Annotated in this window: 18 protein-coding genes and 1 pseudogene; 7 read left to right on the forward strand and 12 right to left on the reverse strand. The window is 66.8% G+C overall.

Annotated features, from left to right (window positions below; translation table 11 throughout):
- A partial coding sequence (locus ACNPP0_RS04165) for an amidase (protein ID WP_448705088.1) occupies positions 1-1416 on the forward strand: 1416 nt, incomplete at its 5' end.
- Between the two features lie 50 nt (positions 1417-1466).
- Here the strand turns inward: ACNPP0_RS04165 and ACNPP0_RS04170 are convergent.
- Positions 1467-2609 carry an amidase gene (locus ACNPP0_RS04170; protein ID WP_448705089.1) on the reverse strand — a complete coding sequence of 381 codons (1143 nt, stop codon included), beginning with the start codon at positions 2607-2609 and terminating at the stop codon, positions 1467-1469.
- A gap of 68 nt (positions 2610-2677) precedes the next feature.
- A complete protein-coding gene (locus tag ACNPP0_RS04175; RefSeq protein ID WP_332611088.1) occupies positions 2678-3667 on the reverse strand; it encodes a Bug family tripartite tricarboxylate transporter substrate binding protein in 990 nt (329 codons plus the stop codon).
- 126 nt (positions 3668-3793) lie between these two features.
- Here ACNPP0_RS04175 and ACNPP0_RS04180 point away from each other — a divergent pair, with 126 nt between their 5' ends.
- Both ACNPP0_RS04180 and ACNPP0_RS04185 read left to right on the forward strand, forming a co-directional pair.
- Positions 3794-4741, forward strand: coding sequence for a LysR family transcriptional regulator (locus ACNPP0_RS04180; RefSeq protein ID WP_448705090.1), 948 nt, complete (start codon positions 3794-3796; stop codon positions 4739-4741).
- A 113-nt stretch (positions 4742-4854) separates the two neighbouring features.
- On the forward strand, positions 4855-5034 hold the full coding sequence (locus ACNPP0_RS04185) for a hypothetical protein (protein WP_046803852.1): 180 nt from the start codon (positions 4855-4857) through the stop codon (positions 5032-5034).
- Between the two features lie 74 nt (positions 5035-5108).
- On the opposite strand, the gene ACNPP0_RS04190 is transcribed toward ACNPP0_RS04185, so the two are convergent.
- Positions 5109-5309, reverse strand: a complete 201-nt coding sequence (locus ACNPP0_RS04190) for a hypothetical protein (RefSeq protein WP_448705091.1) — start codon at positions 5307-5309, stop codon at positions 5109-5111.
- A 288-nt stretch (positions 5310-5597) separates the two neighbouring features.
- Here ACNPP0_RS04190 and ACNPP0_RS04195 point away from each other — a divergent pair, with 288 nt between their 5' ends.
- Entirely contained in the window at positions 5598-6257 is a 660-nt protein-coding gene (locus ACNPP0_RS04195; RefSeq protein ID WP_448705092.1) for an acetoacetate decarboxylase family protein, read from the forward strand.
- A 16-nt stretch (positions 6258-6273) separates the two neighbouring features.
- On the opposite strand, the gene ACNPP0_RS04200 is transcribed toward ACNPP0_RS04195, so the two are convergent.
- Positions 6274-7701, reverse strand: coding sequence for a hydroxysqualene dehydroxylase (locus ACNPP0_RS04200; RefSeq protein WP_448705093.1), 1428 nt, complete (start codon positions 7699-7701; stop codon positions 6274-6276).
- Positions 7702-7769: 68 nt separating this feature from the next.
- Positions 7770-8735, reverse strand: coding sequence for a DMT family transporter (locus tag ACNPP0_RS04205; protein ID WP_332611097.1), 966 nt, complete (start codon positions 8733-8735; stop codon positions 7770-7772).
- 98 nt (positions 8736-8833) lie between these two features.
- On the opposite strand from ACNPP0_RS04205, the gene ACNPP0_RS04210 reads away from it, so the two are divergent.
- Positions 8834-9613 (forward strand): AraC family transcriptional regulator, encoded by a 780-nt coding sequence (locus ACNPP0_RS04210; RefSeq protein WP_332611098.1) that lies wholly within the window; start codon positions 8834-8836, stop codon positions 9611-9613.
- Positions 9614-9620: 7 nt separating this feature from the next.
- Here ACNPP0_RS04210 and ACNPP0_RS04215 read toward each other — a convergent pair whose 3' ends face one another.
- Entirely contained in the window at positions 9621-10112 is a 492-nt protein-coding gene (locus ACNPP0_RS04215; protein WP_448705094.1) for a hypothetical protein, read from the reverse strand.
- Positions 10087-10479 (reverse strand): phage holin family protein, encoded by a 393-nt coding sequence (locus ACNPP0_RS04220; RefSeq protein ID WP_332611100.1) that lies wholly within the window; start codon positions 10477-10479, stop codon positions 10087-10089. Before ACNPP0_RS04220 ends, ACNPP0_RS04215 begins: the two co-directional genes overlap by 26 nt.
- Before the next feature lie 124 nt (positions 10480-10603).
- Between ACNPP0_RS04220 and ACNPP0_RS04225 the strand changes: the two genes are divergently transcribed.
- Positions 10604-10870, forward strand: a complete 267-nt coding sequence (locus ACNPP0_RS04225) for a hypothetical protein (RefSeq protein WP_332611101.1) — start codon at positions 10604-10606, stop codon at positions 10868-10870.
- 26 nt (positions 10871-10896) lie between these two features.
- Here the strand turns inward: ACNPP0_RS04225 and ACNPP0_RS04230 are convergent, their stop codons facing one another.
- The 3 genes from ACNPP0_RS04230 to ACNPP0_RS04240 form a co-directional block, all read right to left on the reverse strand.
- Positions 10897-11982, reverse strand: a complete 1086-nt coding sequence (locus ACNPP0_RS04230) for a calcium:cation antiporter (protein ID WP_332611102.1) — start codon at positions 11980-11982, stop codon at positions 10897-10899.
- A gap of 106 nt (positions 11983-12088) precedes the next feature.
- Positions 12089-16351 (reverse strand): AAA family ATPase, encoded by a 4263-nt coding sequence (locus ACNPP0_RS04235; protein WP_448705095.1) that lies wholly within the window; start codon positions 16349-16351, stop codon positions 12089-12091.
- Between the two features lies 1 nt (position 16352).
- Positions 16353-16736 (reverse strand): response regulator transcription factor, encoded by a 384-nt coding sequence (locus ACNPP0_RS04240; RefSeq protein ID WP_104142114.1) that lies wholly within the window; start codon positions 16734-16736, stop codon positions 16353-16355.
- A 159-nt stretch (positions 16737-16895) separates the two neighbouring features.
- Here ACNPP0_RS04240 and ACNPP0_RS04245 point away from each other — a divergent pair, with 159 nt between their 5' ends.
- Positions 16896-17597 carry a response regulator transcription factor gene (locus ACNPP0_RS04245; RefSeq protein WP_448705096.1) on the forward strand — a complete coding sequence of 234 codons (702 nt, stop codon included), beginning with the start codon at positions 16896-16898 and terminating at the stop codon, positions 17595-17597.
- Positions 17598-17674: 77 nt separating this feature from the next.
- Here the strand turns inward: ACNPP0_RS04245 and ACNPP0_RS04250 are convergent, their stop codons facing one another.
- Positions 17675-18319 (reverse strand): response regulator transcription factor, encoded by a 645-nt coding sequence (locus ACNPP0_RS04250; RefSeq protein WP_332611106.1) that lies wholly within the window; start codon positions 18317-18319, stop codon positions 17675-17677.
- Between the two features lie 154 nt (positions 18320-18473).
- Positions 18474-19556, reverse strand: a pseudogene (locus ACNPP0_RS04255) (porin).
- Positions 19557-19590 lie beyond the last annotated feature (34 nt).

The raw sequence follows: 19590 nt of genomic DNA on the forward strand, positions 1-19590 counted from the left end.
CCATTTCCGATGAGCACGCCGCGGTTGCTGGCCGGGCCGCTGCCTGACGATGACGCGGTGTTCGGGCAACCTATCGCCGCGTTGCAGGCGGGGATGGCGGCGGGGCGCTTGACGGCCGTCGATCTGTTGCGCGCGTATCAAGCGCGCATTGCGGCGTACGACCAGGCGGGGCCGGCGCTTAACGCGCTTATCTGCTTGAACCCGGAGGCGGCCAGCCAGGCCGCCTTGCGCGATGCCGAGCGCCGCGCGGGTGTGGTGCGGGGGCCGCTGCACGGCGTGCCGCTGCTGTTCAAGGACAACATCGACGCGGTTGGCATGCCGGCCACCGCAGGCTCGCGCGCCTTGGCGCAGCGCCTGCCCAGGCAGGACGCCGACGTGGTGCGGCGCTTGCGCGAAGCAGGCGCAATCGTGCTGGGCAAAACGACCATGCACGAGCTGGCCTGCGGCATCACGAATGTGTCGTCGATGTCCGGCCGCACGCGCAACGCCTATGACCCCACGCGCGTCCCGGGCGGGTCCAGCGGCGGCAGCGCGGTGGCCGTGGCATCCAGCTTTGCGGCGGCCGCCATCGGCAGCGACACCAGCGGCTCCATCCGCATCCCGGCGGCGTTCAACCAGGTGCTGGGGTTGCGGCCCACGGCGGGGCGATGCGACACGTCCGGCGTGGTGCCCCTGTCGCCCACGCTGGACACGGTAGGCCCCATGGCCCGCTGTGTGGATGATCTGGAAATTCTGTGGTTGGTCATGGCGGGCCGCGACGGCGGGGATGCGGCGTCGCAACCGAAGCGTAGCGACTGGCGGGTCGGCACCGTCAATGCCTTGTTCGGCGGCGGCGCGGCGCAGCGGGAAGTATCCGCGCACGTGCTGGCGGCATTGGCGCGCTGGCAGGCGGCCGGTGCGACGGTGCGGCAGGCGGCGCTGTCCATCGACGACGCACGCCTTTCCGCCGCCAACGTCACGGGCTACGAATTTCGTGACGCGCTGGCGCAGTGCCTGCGTGACGCCGGCTTGCCGGTGCGCAGCCTGGGCGACATCCTGGACGGCGCCTACCCGCATCCGGAAGTCATGACGGTGTTGCGCGAACGCAATGCGATGCGGGATGTGGACGGCAGCGCCCGTCAGGCAACGCGGGTCCGCGCCGGGGCAATTCGCGCCGAGGTCCTCGCAGCCATGGCGTCCGGCAACCTGGATATGCTGGTGTATCCCAGCGTACGGGGTGGCCCGGTGCAACTAGGCGAAGCACAGACCGGCGGCAACGGCCTGCTGGCTTCGGTTACCGGCTTGCCTGCATTGAGCCTGCCCATCGGCTTCACGCCGAGCGGCATACCGGTTGGCCTGGAACTGCTGGGCGCGGCGGGCAGCGAAGCGCGGTTGCTGCGCGCGGCGCGGGATTTTGACCAGGGCCGCTGCGGGTGACTCGTGTTCGGCGGTGGTCAGCGGCGGTCACCCGTGCCTACACGTGTTGATCAGCGTTGCCCGGCGTTGACCGTCGGCGCGATGCGCTCGTGCCAGTCGGCAGCCCAAGCCAACAGGGCATGATCCTGGTCCGGCCGCGCCACGCATTGCACACCCACGGGCAAACCGTTATCGGTCAGCCCCGTGGGCAGGTGCAGAGCGGGCCAGCCCAACAGCGACCAGACGCGGTTGAAGGCCGACGACCCGGTGGACTGCAACCCGGCCGGCGCCGGGCCAGGTGCGCTGGGCGTGATGAGAATGTCGATATCACCGAAGCGCTCCAGCCATTGCCGCGCCAGCTCGCCGCGCGTGTGCTGGCATTGCACGTAGTCGGCGTAGGAAATTTTCAGGCCCTGCATCACGGCATCGCGCAATACCGGCGAGATCAGATCACCCTGCGGGCTTTGCAACACCGGCAGTAGTCCGCGCGCCAGCTCGGCGTACATGGTCTGCGTGTGCAGCGGCAACAGTGTCTTCAGGTCGCTGTCGAGTTCGGGCGTGATGACGCTTGCGCCTTGATCACGCAGCCGTGCCGCGCAATCCTCCAGCGCCTGCCGCGCGGCGGGTGCCAGCGTGCCGATGGCTTCGCAGGCCAGCAGGGCAACGCGTGGCGGTCTGGTCGGCGGCTGCGCTGCGATTTTCTGCGGCAGCAACACCGATGCAATGGCGCGCGATTGTTCTACGCTGCGACTGAACCAGCCGATCGTGTCCAACGAATCGCACAACACGCTCATGCCCTGCCGATGGACGCGGCCGAAGGTGGGCTTGAACCCGACCACGCCGCAAAACGCCGCCGGGCGAATCATCGACCCGCCGGTCTGCGTGCCCAGCGCCATGTCGACCATTCCCGCCGCGACGGCGGCTGCCGAGCCACTGGACGAGCCGCCCGGCGTGTGGGTAAGAAGGCGCGGGTTGCGAGTGGGGCCGGGCGAAGCGTAGGCAAACTCTGCCGTCACGGTCTTGCCGATCGGCACCGCGCCCGCCGCGCGCAACTGCGCAACGCAGCTGGCATCCCAGCTTGCCGGCGCGGGCGAAGTCGCCGGAGAGCCGGATCGCGTGGGCATGCCGGCGACATCGATCACGTCCTTCACGCCAAACCCCACGCCCGCCAGCGGCGCCGCCGCGCCGGTCGGGAGGGGACCTGGCTCAGTCAACCAGACCCACGCCTTGATCGCCTCGTCGCCGTCCTTGCTGCGTGACCATGCTGAATGCGCTTGCCGCATCATTGAACCTTGATCTGCTTTTGGCGGATCAGCTGCGTCCACCGCTCGCTTTCGCCGGCGATGAAGGCGCTGAATTCTTCGGGCGTGCCCCCGGCAACTTCTCCGCCTTGAGACTCGACGATGTCGCGGTACGGCTTGTCTTGCAATGCGCGATTGATGTGTTCGTTCAAGGTCTTGATTACCTCGGGCGGTGTGCCGGCCGGCGCAATGACGCCGAACCAGTTCGACACCACCATCTGCGCCAGACCCAGTTCCTTGAAAGTGGGCACATTGGGCAAGCCGGGCACGCGCTTGTCGGCGGCCACCGCCAGCATTTTGATGCGGGGCGCCGTGCCCGTGGCGTGAGGCAGGAACAGGCTGGGCAGTTCGATATAGAAGTCCACGTTGCCGGCGATCAGGTCGTTGACGGCGGGCGCGCCGCCCCGGTACGGCACATGGGTGGCGTTCATACCGGCTTGTTCCTTGAACAACTCGGTGCTCAAGTGCGAGGCGCTGCCCGCGCCTGTGGAGGCGTAATTCAGTTTTTCGGGATTGCGCTTGGCATCTTCGATCAATGCGGCAGGGTCGGCGTAGGGGGATTTGTCGTTCACGCCCAGTGCCATGGGGCCGCGTTCAATCAGCGCAATGGGTGCCAGGTCTCGCGCCGGATCGAAAGGCATGCTGTACAGGGCCTTGTTCACGGCCAATGGCGCAAAGTTGCCCAAGCCGATCGTGTAGCCGTCGGGCTTGGCCGTGGCGATCTGGCCCGTGCCGATATTTCCGCTGGCGCCCGGCTTGTTGTCCACCACCACCGGCACGCCCAGTGAATCACTGAGCTTTTGTGCCAACTGCCGCGAACGTGTGTCAGAGCTCCCGCCGGCGGCGTAGGGCACGATGAACTTGATTGCCTGCGTGGGGTAGGCGGCTTGCGCAACAGCGCCGGCAGAAGCCAGCGACAGGCCGGCGGCAAGGGCGCCGGCCAGAAGTTTCATGGTGGTCAAGGTCGTCATGCGCATGGCGCTCCGCTGTATTGCCGGGTTCTGTCCCGGGCGTTGAGTTGTCGACGCATAGTAGGAAAGCTGCGATTAGGTTGTCTAATACCTTATTCTCTTGTTATTGATTCGTCAGGAAAATAAATGTTGATCGACAGCCGTCTGCTACACGTGTTTGCGGTGGTGGCCGAGGAACTGCATTTCGGCCGCGCCGCCCAGCGCCTGCATCTGAGCCAGCCGCCATTGAGCCAAAGCGTGCGCAAGCTGGAAGGGGAGCTGGGCGTGCAGTTGCTGGAACGCACCACGCGTTCGGTGCGGCTGACGTCGGCAGGGGCGGAACTGCAACGCCGCATCCGTCAGATGGCCGCCGAACACGACGCCACCATCCGTCATGTGCGGCGCGCGGCCAGCGGCGATGCCGGCCACTTGACGATTGGCCTGACGCCCAGCGCGGCCTATTCGAATGTGCCACAAGCGCTGTTCGCGTTTCGCCAGCGTTTTCCCGGCGTCATGCTGGACTTGCAGGAAATGAACTCCAGCGAGATGCCGGATGCGCTGCACCAGCGCCGCCTGGATCTCGCCTTGTTGCGGCCACCTTTTGCGGATGCCGACCTGGCGCCCGTGCCGCTGTATTCCGAGCCCATGGTGTTGGCGCTACGGGCCGATCACCCGATGGCGTCCAAGCGCTGGGTAACGATGGCGCAGGTGCTGGATTTGCCGCTGGTCGGTTATGCGCGCGACCGCTCGCGGTACTTTAGCCAGGTACTGCGCCAGATGATCGAGGCCGCGGGCAAACCCGCGGACATCGTCCAGGAAAGCATGATCCCCACCATCCTGACCTTGGTCGAAGCCGGCTTTGGCGCGGCGGTGGTGCCGGCCTCGCTGGGGCGCATGCGCATGGATGTGTTGACGTATTTGGGCATACGCGGGCCGGGCGCCTTCCGGGCAGAGCTAGCCGCCGCCCGGCACCCCGACAACCCCAACCCATCCATCGACGCGTTCGTCGCGATCATGCGCGAGACGCCCGCCAAGCGGGGCAGGCCGCGAAAAACGGTGCAGTTGGCAGCGTTTTCATGCGGTGCAGATCGGTAGATCAGGATCACGGGATAATTCTGAAAGTGCATGGGTCGTCCGGCGCACGTATCATGATCCGCGTCGCGGATGTCGCACGCTTTGCCGATCGACTTGCCTGGCACGAGTAGTACATGAGGCTGCTGAAGCAGCGTTTTGAGGAAATGATGAACTTTTGGGTCCCTGTAGTCTTCGGTACGTTCAAGCTGCTGGTGTTGGGCACGGGCATGTTTCTCGCCATCAAGTCTCACTACGATGGAGAAAAAAAGGAGAAGAAGGAGAAGGAAAAGAATGAGGTGGATGCGCCGTCGTGACGGCGTGCAATGGAGGGGCGACTGCGATGCCGTGGTGATCGCCCTCTGGCACCTTGATCGTCAACACCCTCCCTTCAATCACCCACCGCGCCCGCAGAACGTTGGCCACGCGCGGGTATCGGTGCGACACCGCTGCGATCTTCCCGGTCGATGAATCCGTAAAGCGCCACCGCCGTTACAACGGTGACGGCGCGCAGCACGTATAGCAATGCGGCAAACGCTTGCCCCGATGCCAGGATCAGCGCAGCCTGCGGCGTTGACGGCAGTAGCGTCATCGCGCCTGCGACGTCGCCCGCGACCAGGCGCTGGGCCGCTGCCCCCACTGATGGTGCCCCCACTGATGCTGCCCGTTCTGGTGCGGCCGTCAACAACGCCAGCGCGCTGGACAGCACTGCGGGGACGCACCACGGTAGCCGTAGCCGGGGCCGTGGCCGGCCGACGCCCGCGCCGCGCATTGCCCGGCACACGGCTTGCTGCAAGCGCCTTGCACCGGCAAATCCCTGCCAGGTAACGTGCCGCTGCCCGGCCCAGGGCTGCGTCCGTTACACCCGAGAGCAACGCCCATGTCTACACCAGCCGCAACACCGTTTCCCCGCGCGCCGTGGTCCTTGCAGGGCTCGGCGCTGATCAGCGTCTGGCGCGTGCCGCTGGATGCGCTGCCCGTGGCGGCGGCCAACGGCGCGCGGCTCGTGTCTCTGGGCCGTCAGGCCTTGTGCGCGACGGTGTGGGCTCGCTATGCACCGGGTGGCACGCTGGCCTATAACGAGCTGCTTTTTGCCGTGGCGGTGCAATCGTCCGGCATCGTGGCCCCGGCATGTACCGTCGGGCCTATCTGGGTGGACGACGAAGCGGCAGCGGCCGGTGGCCGAACGCTATGGGGAATTCCGAAACGCATGGGGGTGTTCCAGGCCGGGTCGTCTGACGGCCCGTCGTCCGGGTTTGCTGACGGCGCCACGGCGTCGATCACGGTGGATGGCCGACGAGTGGCCACGCTGCAATATGAGCCGCCGTCGCGCTTGCAGGTGCCGGTGCGCTTGCCGATCTGGACAGTACAGGACGGCGACTCCGGCCCCATCCGCACGCGGTGCATGTTGCGCGGCCGAATGAGTCGCGGCGCCGCGCGATGGTTTTTCGAGCCGGACGGTCCGCTGTCATTCCTGGCGGGTCGTGAACCGCTGGCCAGCGCGCGCCTGCAACACTTGTCGGCCCGGTTCGGCGTCTAGCGCGCCCGTTGCCGTGCTAGGGGCGTCGCCTTAGCCAGCCCGCCAGACGGTCCATCTTGGGTGGGGGGCGCGCGACAGAACGCGGCTTGCCCATGTGCGCCAGCACGGCTTCGGCCGCCAGTGCGCCCGATCGCGCGGCGCTTTCCATGCAGGCGGGAAGTTCCGTGCGGGTCCAGTCGCCGGCCAGATATAAGCCGTCGTCCAGCACCGCGCCCGGCCGTCGCGCTTCGCCGCCAGGCCGGGGCGCAGGCACCGACATCGGGATACGGTGGACGGCCTGTGCCAGCAGGTGGCCGCGCGGCGGGGTGTGGCATCGGGCGGCCAGTTCCTGCATCGTGATCGCCACGATGGCGTCATCGGACATGCCGGCCGCGCGGTGGCTCCAGATAATGTTGCTGGCGATGACCGAGCCACGGCAAAAGCTGAAGTCCCTGACTTTGCTCAAGTCGTAGAAGTCAGTATTCAACTGCGTGCGCGGCCAGGGCTGCGCCCAGAACACGTCATTCGTCAGCGGGCGGTCAAACCACAGATAGCAGCTGATGTAGGGGCTGGGCTCGTGCCATTGCGGCGCTGCGGCAGGGGGCGCGGCGGCCAGCATGGCGCGCAAGGCGTCGGGCGGCACGGCCAGTACGCAATGCCGCGCGCTTAACGCCTGGCCATTGTCCAGAGCCAGCATCCAGCCGCTGTCATGGCGCGTCACCGTGCGGACGTTGTGGTTCAGCCGCAGCGACCCGCCGGCGGCTTCGATCACCTGTTTGCCGGCGGGGATGTACAAGTCGCTTAAACCTACTTTGGCAATGCCGAAGCGCACGTCGCGGTGGCCCAGCATATGCGCGGCAAGTCGAAGGATCGATGCGGCCGAGCAATGCGCCAAGGGCACGTTAAGCAGCGCCAGTGCGGCCGATTCCCAGAACCAGCGCACAAACGCGGGGCGCACGCCCATCGACAGCAGGTAGCGGCGGGCGGGCAGCGTGTCCAGCTTCAGGAAATCTGCTTCGGTGCCGTGCATGGCCTGCCACGCCACCTTGGTGTTGGACAGCAGGTCGGCCCACCCTGCGCTGGGCAGCACGGCGGGCAGGGTGGGCAGCCAATGCAGCGGTGCCGGCAAGGGCGCCGTCACGACGGGAAACGCGCGGCTGCCATCCTGCACGGTCAGCAGCTTGCGCGGCAGCCACGCCACGTGGTTGGCGGTGTCCAGCCGCTTGAGCAAGGCCAGGAAGTTGTCATAGCGGCTTAGCAATACGTGCGGGCCGATGTCGACGGTGTCCCCCGTGGTGGGGTCCGCCCAGCTGCGCGCACGGCCTCCCGCGACGCGGCTGCCTTCCAGCACCACCACGCGCAGGCCCGCCGTCGCCAGCCACGTCGCGCAGGAAAGCCCGGCAATGCCCGCGCCCACGATAAGCACGTCCGCGCATGGGGCCGAGCCGTCGGGGTTGGGCGTCATGGGCTTCCTTGGTTCTTGCGATATGTGCGGCCCACGCAAGCGTCGTACCTGCCATGCAATGAATAGCGTTAGCGTGCGCGCCGTGCCCGGCTGGGCGCAGCCGGCGTCGTCGCAAGGCCTTGCGCGGCAAGCCTGCTGGGCGCCGCGCCCGCATGCAGAGGCCGATGCACCGTCTGCGCAATCAGCACGCCCGCCAGGCTCATGCTGCCGCCGATGACGTGATACGCGTGCATCTGCTCACCCAGCATGGCCACGGCCAGCACGGCGGTCAGCACCGGCAGCAGGTTGATGAAGATGCTGCAACGGTTGGGTCCCAGGTGCTTGACGCCCTGGATCCAGCAGAAAGACAGCAGGATGGACGAGCCGATGCCGGCGTAGGCGATCAACGGCAGGGTGCGCGCGTCCAGCGACGCGCTGCCCGCCGGCAGCACCAAAAAGAACGGCAGCATGAAAACCAGGGCCGCGATGGCTTGCAGGTACACCGCCTGCCACGCCGGTATCGTCAAGCGCCAGCGGCGCAGCAGCACGCCGTACAGCGCGTAGGACAACGAAGCCAGCAGCATCAGCAGGTCGCCCGCGTGGACGCCGTTGTGCGCGATGGCGGCGATGTCGCCCTGGCCCACCAGGTACAACAGGCCCGCGAAAGACAGCACGCCGCCCACGGCCATGCCGACGGTCAGCGCTTCGCCCAGCACGATCACGCTGAGGATGGCCGTGAGCAAGGGCACCAGCGCGGTCACGATGGCCATGTTGGTGGCCGTGGTGCTTTCGGCGGCGCGGTACGACAGGCTTTGGAACAGCGCCATGGCCAGCAGGCCGCTGATGGCCATCTTGCCCAGGTGCGGCCGCACCGATGCCCAGTTGCGCCGCAGCGGCCGCAGCACGAACGGCGACATCAGCGCCAGCGCCAGGATCAGTCGATAGAAGGTGATGGCCGTGGGCGAAATGGCCGACGCGGCCAGCTTGGACACGATGACGTTGCCCGCCCACAGCACGATGGCCATGAAGGGAAAGAGCAGGGAAGTGATGGACATGAAGGTCTCCGAAACAAGCCTTGCATGTTGCCGGGGGGCGTGGCGTCCGTCTGGCGCTACTATGTCGCAAGTTATCGCAAAACTGCCAATCTGAAGGTATGGAATATTCCCCTTTCTACAGCGCATTCGTGGCCTCGGGCGCGCCCGCCGCCGCGTTGGCGGTGGATTACGCCGATGGGCACGTGATCCGGCCCCACCACCACGATCGCGCGCAGTTGCTCTACGCCATTCAGGGCGTGATGACCATCGAAGCGCAAGGCGGCAGATGGGTGGTGCCGCCCACGCGCGGCGTGTGGCTGGAGGCCGACGTGGCGCATTCGGTGCGCATGAGCGGGGCCGTGCGCATGCGCACCGTGTTTGTCGACAGCCGCGCCAACAAGCAGCTGCCCGCCCGCAGCTGCGTGCTGGATATTTCGCCCTTGCTGCGGGAACTGATCGTGGCGGCGGTCGAAATGGACGTGACCCAGCCCAAGCGCAGTGGCTCTCGCGATTGGCATTTGCTGCACCTGCTGTTGCAGGAATTGCGCAGCCTGCCGGTGTTGCCGCTGTATCTGCCCATGCCGGCGGACGCGCGGCTACGAAAATTCTGCGATGCCCTGATGCGCCAGCCGGACGCGGCGCTGACGCTGGACGAATGGGCGGCGCGGCTGCACGTGTCCACCCGCACCTTGCATCGGCAGTTCCTGCAACAGACGGGAATGCGCTTGGGCCAGTGGCGCCGGCAGGCGCGGCTGCTGTTGGCGTTGGAGCATCTGGCGGGCGGCGCGCGCGTGGTGGATGTGGCGCTGGAACACGGCTACACCAGCCAAAGCGCGTTCGCGGCCATGTTCAAGAAGCACTTCGGCGTGTCGCCCGCGGCGTTTTACCGGCAGGGGTGAAAGCCTTTCAAGGCGGCAAGGGCTTGCTGGCATCCGCCGACATCCCGCCCTGCAAAGCGCGCAGCCGCTGCACGTGCCCGTCCAGCTGCATGCGCAGGCGCTCGGCTTCTATGGCGTCCGCGCCCGTCGTCACGTCCGGCCCCAGCGCTTGCAGCCGCGCCATCGACGCGCGCAGCTCCGCGATCAACCGCGTCAATCGTTCAACCTCGGGCGCGGGCAGGATGCCGCTGACGCGCCGGGTATTGCGGCGGTCCAGCAGTTCGGCGACGCGCGCCCGCAACGCCACCACCGTCATGGCGCGCAGCGGTTGCTTCAGGAAGGGCGGCCAGCCCAGCGCCGCCCCGGCGGCCAGCGCGGTGGTCTTGGCCCACGCCGCGCCCGCCTGGCCAAACGAGGGTGAACGCGCGCTTGCGATGCCCGCCCGGCGCAGCACTTGGCGGTCATGCTCCATCTTGGCTAGCAGCGCGTCTTTATCAGCCTGGGTGGTGGTCTTGGGCATAGTGGCTCCGTGCGGCGGCGGTATCCAGTCGGACCTGGTGGCTCAGTTCGGCAAAGGGCGAGCCCTTGGGTGCGTTGTAGCGGGCGATGGCAAGCGAAATCAGGGTCACCACCAGCCAGGCGGCGGCAACCAGCCACGCGGTAAGCATGCGGTATTCGGTGTCCCAGAAGGTGACGATGGCGGCAACCGAGATGAACCCCAGGGTGCCCAGCGCGCAGAACACCAGCGCCACCCCGCTGATCAGCGTGGAAATCAAGGCCCCCCGATACAGCGATAACTCGATGCCCACCAACTCCACGTAATCGCCGGAACGTTCCGCAGCGAATTTCGCGATGTGCCGCAACCTGCGCAATCGTTCGGAAATCATGGCGTCTCCTGTGGGCCGTGAAAGCCGCTGTGCAGCAATTGCCATGCCCGTCGCGCCTGCTGCCGGGACCATTTTTTGCCGCGTGCAATCGCGGTAGCATGGGGCGTTTCAACAGGAGGGAATCATGGAAAAGCCTAAGTGGGATTTTCAGATCGAGCGGCCCGTTGAAGACGGCGGGGCGTGGCGCATCGGCTATACGCTGACCCTGGCCGGCGCACCGCAGCCGGGCGAACGTATCGCCATCGAGACCACGTACCGGTCGGCCCAGACGGCGATCGACGAAGCAACGCGCCTGGCGCGCATCCACGTGGCGGATTTGAATGGCGAAGCGCCCACTTTTGAAAAACCGACCGACGCCGAGGTGCCCTTCGATCAGCATCAGCGGTTTTGATGCGCGCCGGCGCCGGTCCCCGGCGGCTACAGCCCCAGGCTCAGCAGCATCAGGAAGGCGCCGAACAGCACAAAGTGCGTCATGCCTTCAATGGCGTTGGTCTGGCCATCGTTCAGGTTGATGGCGGCGACCAGCAGCGTCACCAGCATCATCAGCGTCTGTAGCGGCGTCATTGCCATGACGATGCGCTGGCCCGAGATCAACGCCATGGCCTCCATGGCGGGCACGGTCAGGATCACCGTGGACAGCGATGCCCCCAAGGCGATGTTCACCACGGATTGCATGCGGTTGGCCAGGGCGGCGCGCAGCGCGGTCAGCATCTCGGGCGCGGCGGAAATGCCTGCCACGATCAAGGCAATCAGGCCGATCGGCACATCGACGCCTTCCAGGCCGCGGTCCAGCGAATGCGACATCAGTTCGGCCAGGAAACCCACGGCCACGATGCCGGCCGCCATGATCGCGGCCGACGGACGCCAACTGGTCCGCGATGCCGCGGGCTGGTTGCGGCGCGTTTTCTTTTCGGGATAGCTGTAGCTGAAAAAGTAGCTGTGCGGGCCGGTCTGCATGCGCAGGAATACGCCGTACAGCAGCAACATCGCCACGATGGTAAAGGCGCTGTACGCACGCCAGCTGGCTTGCGGCACGAATTCCGGAACGATCATCGACACCGTCACGGCGGTAAGGATCATTACGCTGTAAGTGCGCGCGGAATCATCGTTGTAGGCCTGCTCGCCATGCTTGAATCCGCCGATCAACGCGGCCACACCCAGGATGCCGTTGATGTCCAGCATCACCGCTGAATAGATGCTGTCGCGCACCAGCGTGGGCGAGCCGCCCTTGGACGACACGATGGCCAGCACGATCACTTCCACCAGCACCGCCGACAGCGTCAGGATCATGCTGCCGTAAGGGTCGCCCAGCTTTTGCGCGATGCGCTCGGCATGGCGCGCCACGCTTAACGACGCACACAGGATGGCCCCGATCAGGATGGTCGTTTCCGCCAGGCTGGCCATTCGGCCAACGTCGCGCAGCGGTGAATCGGCGGCGTATCCGGCAACGGCGATGACGCACGCCAGGAGTAGAAACTTCTCGGACTGGAGAAAGGATTTCATCTGGGTGGGACGGGCGGGAAATAGTGCCAGCCTAGCATGTGCCGGACCTGCCCGTGTGCGCGCTTTTGGGCATGGGCCTTGCTGGCCCACGTCCTTTCCGCGGACGTCAGTTTGCCGTGCGCAGGCGCGCCAGCTGGAACGAGAAGCGGGTTCCGCACGGTGTCAGCGGCTGCGCGTGCAGGGTGCCGCCATGCGCTTCGATGATTGATCGGCAGATCGCCAGGCCCATGCCCATGCCTTGCGCCTTGGTGGTGAAGAAGGGGTCGAAGATGCGACCCAGATCCTCTGCCGCGATGCCGGGGCCGCGGTCTTCAACGCTGACCTCGACCATGTCGCCTTCCAGCCGCGACGACACGATCAACTGGCGCTGTCCTTGCGGCGTGGCGTGCATGGCGTCGATCGCGTTGGTGACCAGGTTAAGCACCACCTGCTGTAGTTGCGTGCGGTCTGCCTCGACCAGCGCGGCGTCGGATTCCAGGCGCGTCAGCAGGCGCACTTGTTGCGCGTCCATTTCCATCTGCGTCAGCGTCAGCACGTCGCCCAGGGTATCGTCCACGCGCACCGGCGCCAGCACGGCGGGCGCCTGCTTGGCCAGCGAGCGCAGGGCGCGAATGATTTCGGCCGCGCGCAGGCCGTTGCTCTTGATGTGGTTCAGGCTTTCGCGAGCTTCATCGATGTCGGGCACCGGCCGGTTCAGCCAACGCAGGCTGGCTCCGACCGACGTCACGATTGCCGTCAGCGGTTGATTGACTTCGTGCGCGATCGAGGCGGCCAGCCCCCCCATTACCGTCAGGTGCGACGTGCGCGCGAGGTCGGCGCGCGCCATGCGTAAATTCATTTCCGCTTGCGCGCGCCGCTGGTTCTCGTCAACCAATTGTGCGTACAGCCCGGCCATTTCCAGCGAGATCGCCGCGTGCGGCGCCAGCAGTTCCAGCGCCGCCGTGCGGCCGGCGTCAAACACATTTGGCGCGTCGTTGTTTTCCAGGTACAGCACGCCCAGCAGCATGCCGCCCCGGATCAGCGGCAGGCACAGTACCGAGCGCAGCGGCCGCGTCGCGGCCATTGCCGCGTGGATCGACGGCGCATCCACCACCGCGTCGGCCAGCACCAGCGTCTGGTGCGAGCGCAGCACGCTGTGCAGCACCGTCAGCGGCAGCGTGTCCGCCGTGGGGGTGGCGCTGCCCAGCGTGACCGCGCAGGTATCGCCCACGCGGCGCGCCGACGCCTCGATCAGCGGCGCTCCGCCGCGCACCAGCAGCAACAGGCCGTACTGCGCGTCGGCATAATCCATCATGTTGGTCATCAGCGTTTCAACCAGGCGGTCAAGCACCACCTCGCTGGAAATCAGCTGCGATGCGCGCACGCCGATGGTCCAGTCCGCCGCATTGGCCGCACCGTCGCGCTCGATCGGTTCAGGGGCGTCCGCGCGCAACGCCAACAAGGCCGCGTGCGTGGCAAACACCTGGTCGGCGTTTTTGCTGGCGCCCCAACGGCGATAACTGGCGTGGGCCAGCCGCACATGCTGGCGGGCCGCCGACATCAGGCCGCTGGCCTGGCACAGGCCGGCCGCCATCTCGTGGGCCAGGGCTTGCTCGTGCACGAAGCCCGCCGCGCCCGCGCCGTCGGACGATGCCTCCAGGCTTTGCAGCGCCACCAGCGGCTGCTGGCGCAGGCGGGCCAGTTCGGCGTCAATCAGTTGCAGCTTGCTGAGAAAGGTTGCCGGGTTCAGTTGGCTCCAGGTCACAAAGCGCGCGCGATGCGGCTGCAACGCCGCGATGGTGGCTGCGGGGTCGGCCGCCGCGCCCGGTGCACGCGCCATGGCCAGCGCCAGGTACAGGTGACAATCCGCCGTATTGATGTGGCTGATCACGGACGACTTCAGCGCGGCAGCGCGCGACAGGCTGTCGACCGCTGCCGCGTAGTCATGGAAGTAAAAGGCTCCCATGCCGTCGTACAGCCAGATCCAGAACCGGGTGGATTCCGACCGCGTGCGGCGCGCCTGCTCGGAGGCGGGCTCGTCGCCCACGTACAAGGGCGTACCCAACAGCCGCCGCGTGAACCCGTGCTGCGCCTTGAGCAGCAGCTCGATGTCTACGTACTGGATCAACCGCGTGAGCGCCAGGCCGCGTTCGATTTCCTCTTCGACCAGGCGCAGCTGCTCGCCCATGAACAGCAGGTCGGACACGATGTGGTTGCTGGCGTAGCACGCCATGCCCAGGTCGCCCGACGCGCGGCCCAGCGACACGGCGGTGTGGACGTGCCCCAGCGCGACGCTCAGCGGTTGCGTCCAGGGGCTGACCTGGTCCACCGCCACCAGCGTGGCGATGCGCTCGGCCTCGAAGCCGTGATGCTCGGCCAGCGCCATGCCCGCCAGTCCGTAGGCCAAGCCGTCCTCATAGTCCTCATACTGCGCCGCGATGAAAACGCCGTACCACGACAGCCCATAGGCGGATTCCGGCGTGGCGCCGTGGTCCAGCGTCAGTTCCACCATTTTGGCCAGATGCGTGAAACGGATGCCGTCGTCAACGAAAAAAGACGAGATCAGCGTGGACAGCAGGCCCATCACGGTCTGGACGCGGCGGTCGCGAGTCATCGCCGTGCGCCCCAGCGAGGCGATGGGGCGGCCGGCCAGCTTGTGCCGGACAACGTCATACGCATCGCGCTGCGCGGCGGCGGACGGTGCGCGGGTCAGGGGCACGTCCAGCAGCGCCAAACCGGACAGCGCCGCGCCGATTGCGCCTTCGTAGTCGGACCGCAGCGTTTGAAGCACGGCCTTCAGCCGGTGCACCGCGGCCTTGTCCATCGGCGGCAGTTCGCGCGCCAGCAGGGCGCTGATCTCTTGCGCCGCCGTGGCGAATTCGGCTTGCGCCAACAGGCATTCGCATCGCAGCAGGCTGGCGTCGTAGGCCAACGCGTACTGCGTCGTCCACCAGTCCGGCTGCATCAGCCGGCAGGCCGCGCCCACGTAGCGGGCCGCCTGCTGCACCGCCGCCGCCTCCTTGGCGCGGCGCCCGGCAAGCGTCAGCACGCGCACGAACGCCACGCGTTGCGCCAGCGTGGGGTCAACGCCCTCGGCAAGCTCGATCTGGTTGGCAATTTCGAAGGCGTAGTCGCCAAGCTGCGCGGCCCATAGCTGCGCCATCAGCGTGGCGATGCGCGCATGCGCTTGCGGGCGCTGCGCGGGCGGCGTCATGGCGTACGCGGATTCCAACACACGATCATGCGCGAACACATAGACGCCGTCGTCGTGGCGTAGCAGGCCCGCATCGACCAGTGGTTGCAGCCGGGCCGCCACATCGGCCACGGGCAGATCGGCAATGCGGGCCAGCAGCGCGTCGCCGCTGCGCAGGCCCACGCAGGCCATCTGGCTCAACAAGCGCCTTCCGTCTTCGGGAAAGCGTTCAAGCCGGGTCACCATCAGGTCCACGACGCTGGCCGCATAGCGCGGATTCATCACGTCGGCCGGGTTCCACAGCCAGGTTTTCGATGCTGCGTCGAACGACAGGACGCCGTCGTCCATCAGGGTCAACAACAGCTGCCGGGCAAAAAAAGGGTTGCCCGCCGTGACCTGGTGCAACGCCTGCCCCAGCGGCTTGACCGCATCGACGTCGCCGCGCAGCACGGCGGCGGTCAGTTCGCAGACGTCGTGCGCGGACAGCGGCGCCACCGTCATGCGGGTGACCTGGATGGGGTTCCAGCGGTCGGCGTGAATCAGCCATTCAAACGCCTGGCTTGCTTGGCGGTCCTGGTCGCGATACGCGCCCAGCAGCAGCACGTGCGCAGGGGGATTGACCGTGTACGCCTTCAACCAGGCCAGCGTATCGGCGTCGGCCCATTGCAGGTCGTCGATGAAAAGCACCAGCGGATAGCCGGCCTGTGCAAAGGCGGAAAACGTTTGCAGCAAGGCGTTGTGCACGCGTTGCTGGGCCTGCTTGGCCGGCACGCTGGACAAAGGCGCGGTGCGGCCTATCAGGTGTTCTATCTCGGGAAAGATCTCGGCAACGGGCCGGCCCTGGCCCGCCAGGCGTTCGACGAGCCGCTCGCGCAGCGGCGCCAGCGCGTCTTCATCGCGGCCCAGCGCGGCCATGGTCAGGGTGCGCAAGGCATCGGTGATGGGGGCGTAGGGAATGTCGCGCAGTTGCTGGTCGCTTTTCCCGCCGGCAAAGCTCGCGCCGGCCAGGTCCGCCCGTTGCGCCAGCCGGTCCACCAAGGTTGACTTGCCCGAACCGGCGGGGCCGGCCAGCAGCACGAGTTCGGCGTTGCCCTGCACCGTCACGCGGGCCAGGGCGTCGTCCAGCATGCGCAGTTCCGCGCCGCGTCCGACAAAGGGGGAGGCGGCCAGGCCGGCGCTTGGGTCGAAGGCGGACATGTCAGGGAGCCGGCGCTTCCGGGTGGATGGCGCGGTCGATGCAGCGCAGGATTTCGGCGTCTTCGAAGGGCTTGCACAGAAAGCAGAATGCGCCCAGCTGCCGTGCCTGTTCGCGATACCGTTCTTCGGGGAATGCCGTCATCAGGATGACGGGCACGCCAAGGCCACGTTCGCGCAGGGCCGCGCACATGGCCAGGCCGGTCATGCCGGGCATCTGGATATCGGTGACCACGCAGGACAGCCGCGTCAGGTCTTCGGCATCCAGCAAACCCGCCGCGCCGTCGTACAACACCACGTTCAGGTCCAGGGAGCGCAGCAAGCTGCCAAGCGCCTTACGCACTGAAGCGTCGTCGTCGACGACCGCAATGAGGGGGGCGGCATTCACTGTGCATTCCTGTATCAAGGGCGACGAGCGGCTGGATGGCCGCGTCGCGAGTTCCCAAGCATACCCGCAGAAAGCCCCGGGAAAAAAGCCATACAAAGGTATAATTTTTTGCCTTTCTTCCCGCCCCGCTCCTTGCCGTTTCCGCGCGCCGATTTCACCATGCAAGATCAATCCGCCATCCCGTCCGGCGCTTGCGCCACCGCAGGCGCAGGCGCAGCCGCCACCGCAGCCGCCACCGCAGCGGCCAGGGCCGTGGTCTGGGTGGTGGACGATGACGCGTCGATACGCCAGGCGCTGAGCAATCTGCTGCGGTCCGAGGGGCTGGATGCGCGCACCTTCGGGTCCGCCGAAGAGATGCTGGCAGGCGGCTTGCCCACCGTGCCCACCTGCATCATCCTGGACGTGCGGTTGCGCGGCCTGAGCGGGCTGGACTTGCAGGCGCGGCTGTCGCCGGGCGATGCGCCGTTTTCCATCGTCTTTATTTCGGGCCACGCCGACGTGCGCATGACGGCCACCGCCATGAAGGCCGGCGCGGTGGATTTCATTGCCAAGCCATTCACTGACGAAGACCTGCTGGGCGCGGTCCACGCCGCGCTGGACAAGGCGCGCGCGCGGCATGAAACCGCCCGCCACGCGCGGACGCTGCGCGAACGCTACGCCACGCTGTCGCCGCGTGAACAGCAAGTGATGCGGCTGGCGGCAGCCGGCCTGCTGAACAAGCAGATCGCCGCCAAGGCCGACATCAGCGAAGCCACGGTAAAAATTCATCGTGGCAACGCCATGCGCAAGATGCAGGCCCGCACGTTCGCGGATTTGGTGTTGCTGGCACAGTCCATGGGGCTTCTCGAAGCGGGGGATTAGCGGCGGGCGGCCAGCGGCGGGCGGCGAGCCGTGGGCGACCAGCCGTGGGCGACTAGCCGTGGGCGACTAGCCACGGGCTAAGCGACCGCGCCTATCTGCCCGGCCATCGTCACCAGTTGCGCAAAGCTGCGCGCCTGCATCTTGCGCATGGCGTTGCCCCGGTGGATCTTCACGGTGATGTCGCTGATGCCCAGCCGGTCGGCAATCTGCTTGTTCATCAAGCCCGCCGTGGCGTGTTCCATGACCTGCCTTTCACGCGGGCTCAGGCTCTGATAGCGCTGCACCAGGCCGTGCATGGCCTGCTCGCCGGCGCGGCGCTCGCCGTCGCGCTGCAAGGCCAGCCGCACGCAATCCAGCAAGTCCTGTTCGTTGAAGGGCTTGGTCAGGAAGTCCAGTGCGCCGGCCTTCATGGCCCGCACGGTCATGGGGATATCGCCGTGACCCGTCATGATGATGACGGGCAGGGCATCGCCGTCGCTTTGCAGCAATTGTTGTAGCGCCAGGCCGTTGCCATCGCGCAGCCGCACGTCCAGCAGCAGGCATGCCGGGCGATCGCCCCTGTCGAACTCGCGAAATTCCCGCACGCTGTGAAAGGCCTTGGCGGCCAGGCCCACGGAGGCAAACAGCGCGACCAACGACTGCGTGATCGCGGGCTCGTCATCGACGATATAGACCAAGGGGTCCACGGGGTGGGAAATGCCGGGGCTGGCGCATGGCTTCACGATGAACTCCTGAGGGGGCGTGCGCATAAGTCGGCGCGCGGGGCTTGCGCTGCTGGGGCAACTTGCATGTCCGGAATTCTGGCACGGCCCCGCGCCGGGGACGCATCCACTACCACCATAGTCGTAGCCGGTTGCGGCGCGCGGCAGATCCCCGCTAGAAGTTGTGGCGCAGGCCGATGGCCAGCGTTTGCGGGCTGGTGCCCTGCGTTACGCCCAGGCTGTTGATGGCAAAGTCGTAGTCGGCGCGCGCCCGGTTGCTGATCCGCGAGTAATAGCCGTACAGGGCGGTGCGGGGCGACAAGGGGTAGTCGTACCCGACCGTCCACTGCACCGCGCCGGTGTCCGATCCGCTGCGTACAAAGCCCACCGTCTGCGTCGACGCCCCGCGGCCGTTGCTTGCCACGCCCAGCGCGGCGCGCAGGCTGCCCCCGCCCAGCGCCTGCACGATCGACACGTAATAGCCGTCCCGGGTCAACGATCCGCTGGCCGTCCGATAGCGCAGCCGTTCATACACCACTGCGACTCGCGTCGTCGGAAACTGATACGACAGGCCCATCTTGAAGGCGTCATCGTGCGTGTTCGCCGCCTGGTAATTGCGGTGCAGTTCGTAAGCCAGCGCCAGGTTCAAACCGCCCCGGTCATAGCTGCCCGACCACGAAAACAGCTGCGGATTGCGCGGCGTTGTCATTTTTTACTGGGGCAACCCCCACGCGAATCCACCGCTTAAGCCCTGCCAGGACGGCGTGCGGTATTGCAGGGAATTGTTTTGCCTGCGGTCGAACGAACTGGTGTTCTCGACGTTGCCGGTGCTGGCGGCCGAGCCGTTGCCCAGCAAGGCCATGTAGCCCGCCGTGGTCGCGTAGTAGGGGTCGTAGGGCAGCGTGGCTTCGGTATAGGGCGTGTGCCAGTTGCCCAGGAACAGCGTGCCATAGGGGCCGTCGAACCCCACGCGCGTGTTGCGGCTGGCGATCTGCCCCTGGCCGGTGTTAAGCGCAATGCCGCTTTCAATCTGGAAGATGGCGCTGGTGCCGTCGCCCAGCCATTCCGTGCCGCGTAGCCCGAACACCGAGCGGTTATTGGTCATCCGGGCGGCGCTGCCCGGCTCGGGTCCGCCGCTGATCCGGCTGCTTTCCAGCGCGGTGTTCAGCCTGCCGTATAGCGTTACCGACGATTGAGCGCAGACCGGCGCCGCCACGGCCAACAGGCACGCGGCTAGCGGTTTTGCATAGCATTTCACTAGAGACTTCCGGTAAAAAAAGAAAGGCGGGGGG

This window comes from Achromobacter semiaridum, assembly GCF_053543755.1.

Coding starts and splice junctions, on each gene's coding strand:
- ACNPP0_RS04215 (WP_448705094.1), bottom strand. CDS start 10,112: ATGCCCAAGACCACCACCCAGGCTGATAAAGACGCGCTGCTAGCCAAG.
- ACNPP0_RS04200 (WP_448705093.1), bottom strand. CDS start 7,701: ATGACGCCCAACCCCGACGGCTCGGCCCCATGCGCGGACGTGCTTATC.
- ACNPP0_RS04220 (WP_332611100.1), bottom strand. CDS start 10,479: ATGATTTCCGAACGATTGCGCAGGTTGCGGCACATCGCGAAATTCGCT.
- ACNPP0_RS04230 (WP_332611102.1), bottom strand. CDS start 11,982: ATGAAATCCTTTCTCCAGTCCGAGAAGTTTCTACTCCTGGCGTGCGTC.
- ACNPP0_RS04175 (WP_332611088.1), bottom strand. CDS start 3,667: ATGACGACCTTGACCACCATGAAACTTCTGGCCGGCGCCCTTGCCGCC.
- ACNPP0_RS04225 (WP_332611101.1), top strand. CDS start 10,604: ATGGAAAAGCCTAAGTGGGATTTTCAGATCGAGCGGCCCGTTGAAGAC.
- ACNPP0_RS04185 (WP_046803852.1), top strand. CDS start 4,855: ATGAGGCTGCTGAAGCAGCGTTTTGAGGAAATGATGAACTTTTGGGTC.
- ACNPP0_RS04190 (WP_448705091.1), bottom strand. CDS start 5,309: ATGACGCTACTGCCGTCAACGCCGCAGGCTGCGCTGATCCTGGCATCG.
- ACNPP0_RS04180 (WP_448705090.1), top strand. CDS start 3,794: ATGTTGATCGACAGCCGTCTGCTACACGTGTTTGCGGTGGTGGCCGAG.
- ACNPP0_RS04205 (WP_332611097.1), bottom strand. CDS start 8,735: ATGTCCATCACTTCCCTGCTCTTTCCCTTCATGGCCATCGTGCTGTGG.
- ACNPP0_RS04235 (WP_448705095.1), bottom strand. CDS start 16,351: ATGTCCGCCTTCGACCCAAGCGCCGGCCTGGCCGCCTCCCCCTTTGTC.
- ACNPP0_RS04245 (WP_448705096.1), top strand. CDS start 16,896: ATGCAAGATCAATCCGCCATCCCGTCCGGCGCTTGCGCCACCGCAGGC.
- ACNPP0_RS04210 (WP_332611098.1), top strand. CDS start 8,834: ATGGAATATTCCCCTTTCTACAGCGCATTCGTGGCCTCGGGCGCGCCC.
- ACNPP0_RS04195 (WP_448705092.1), top strand. CDS start 5,598: ATGTCTACACCAGCCGCAACACCGTTTCCCCGCGCGCCGTGGTCCTTG.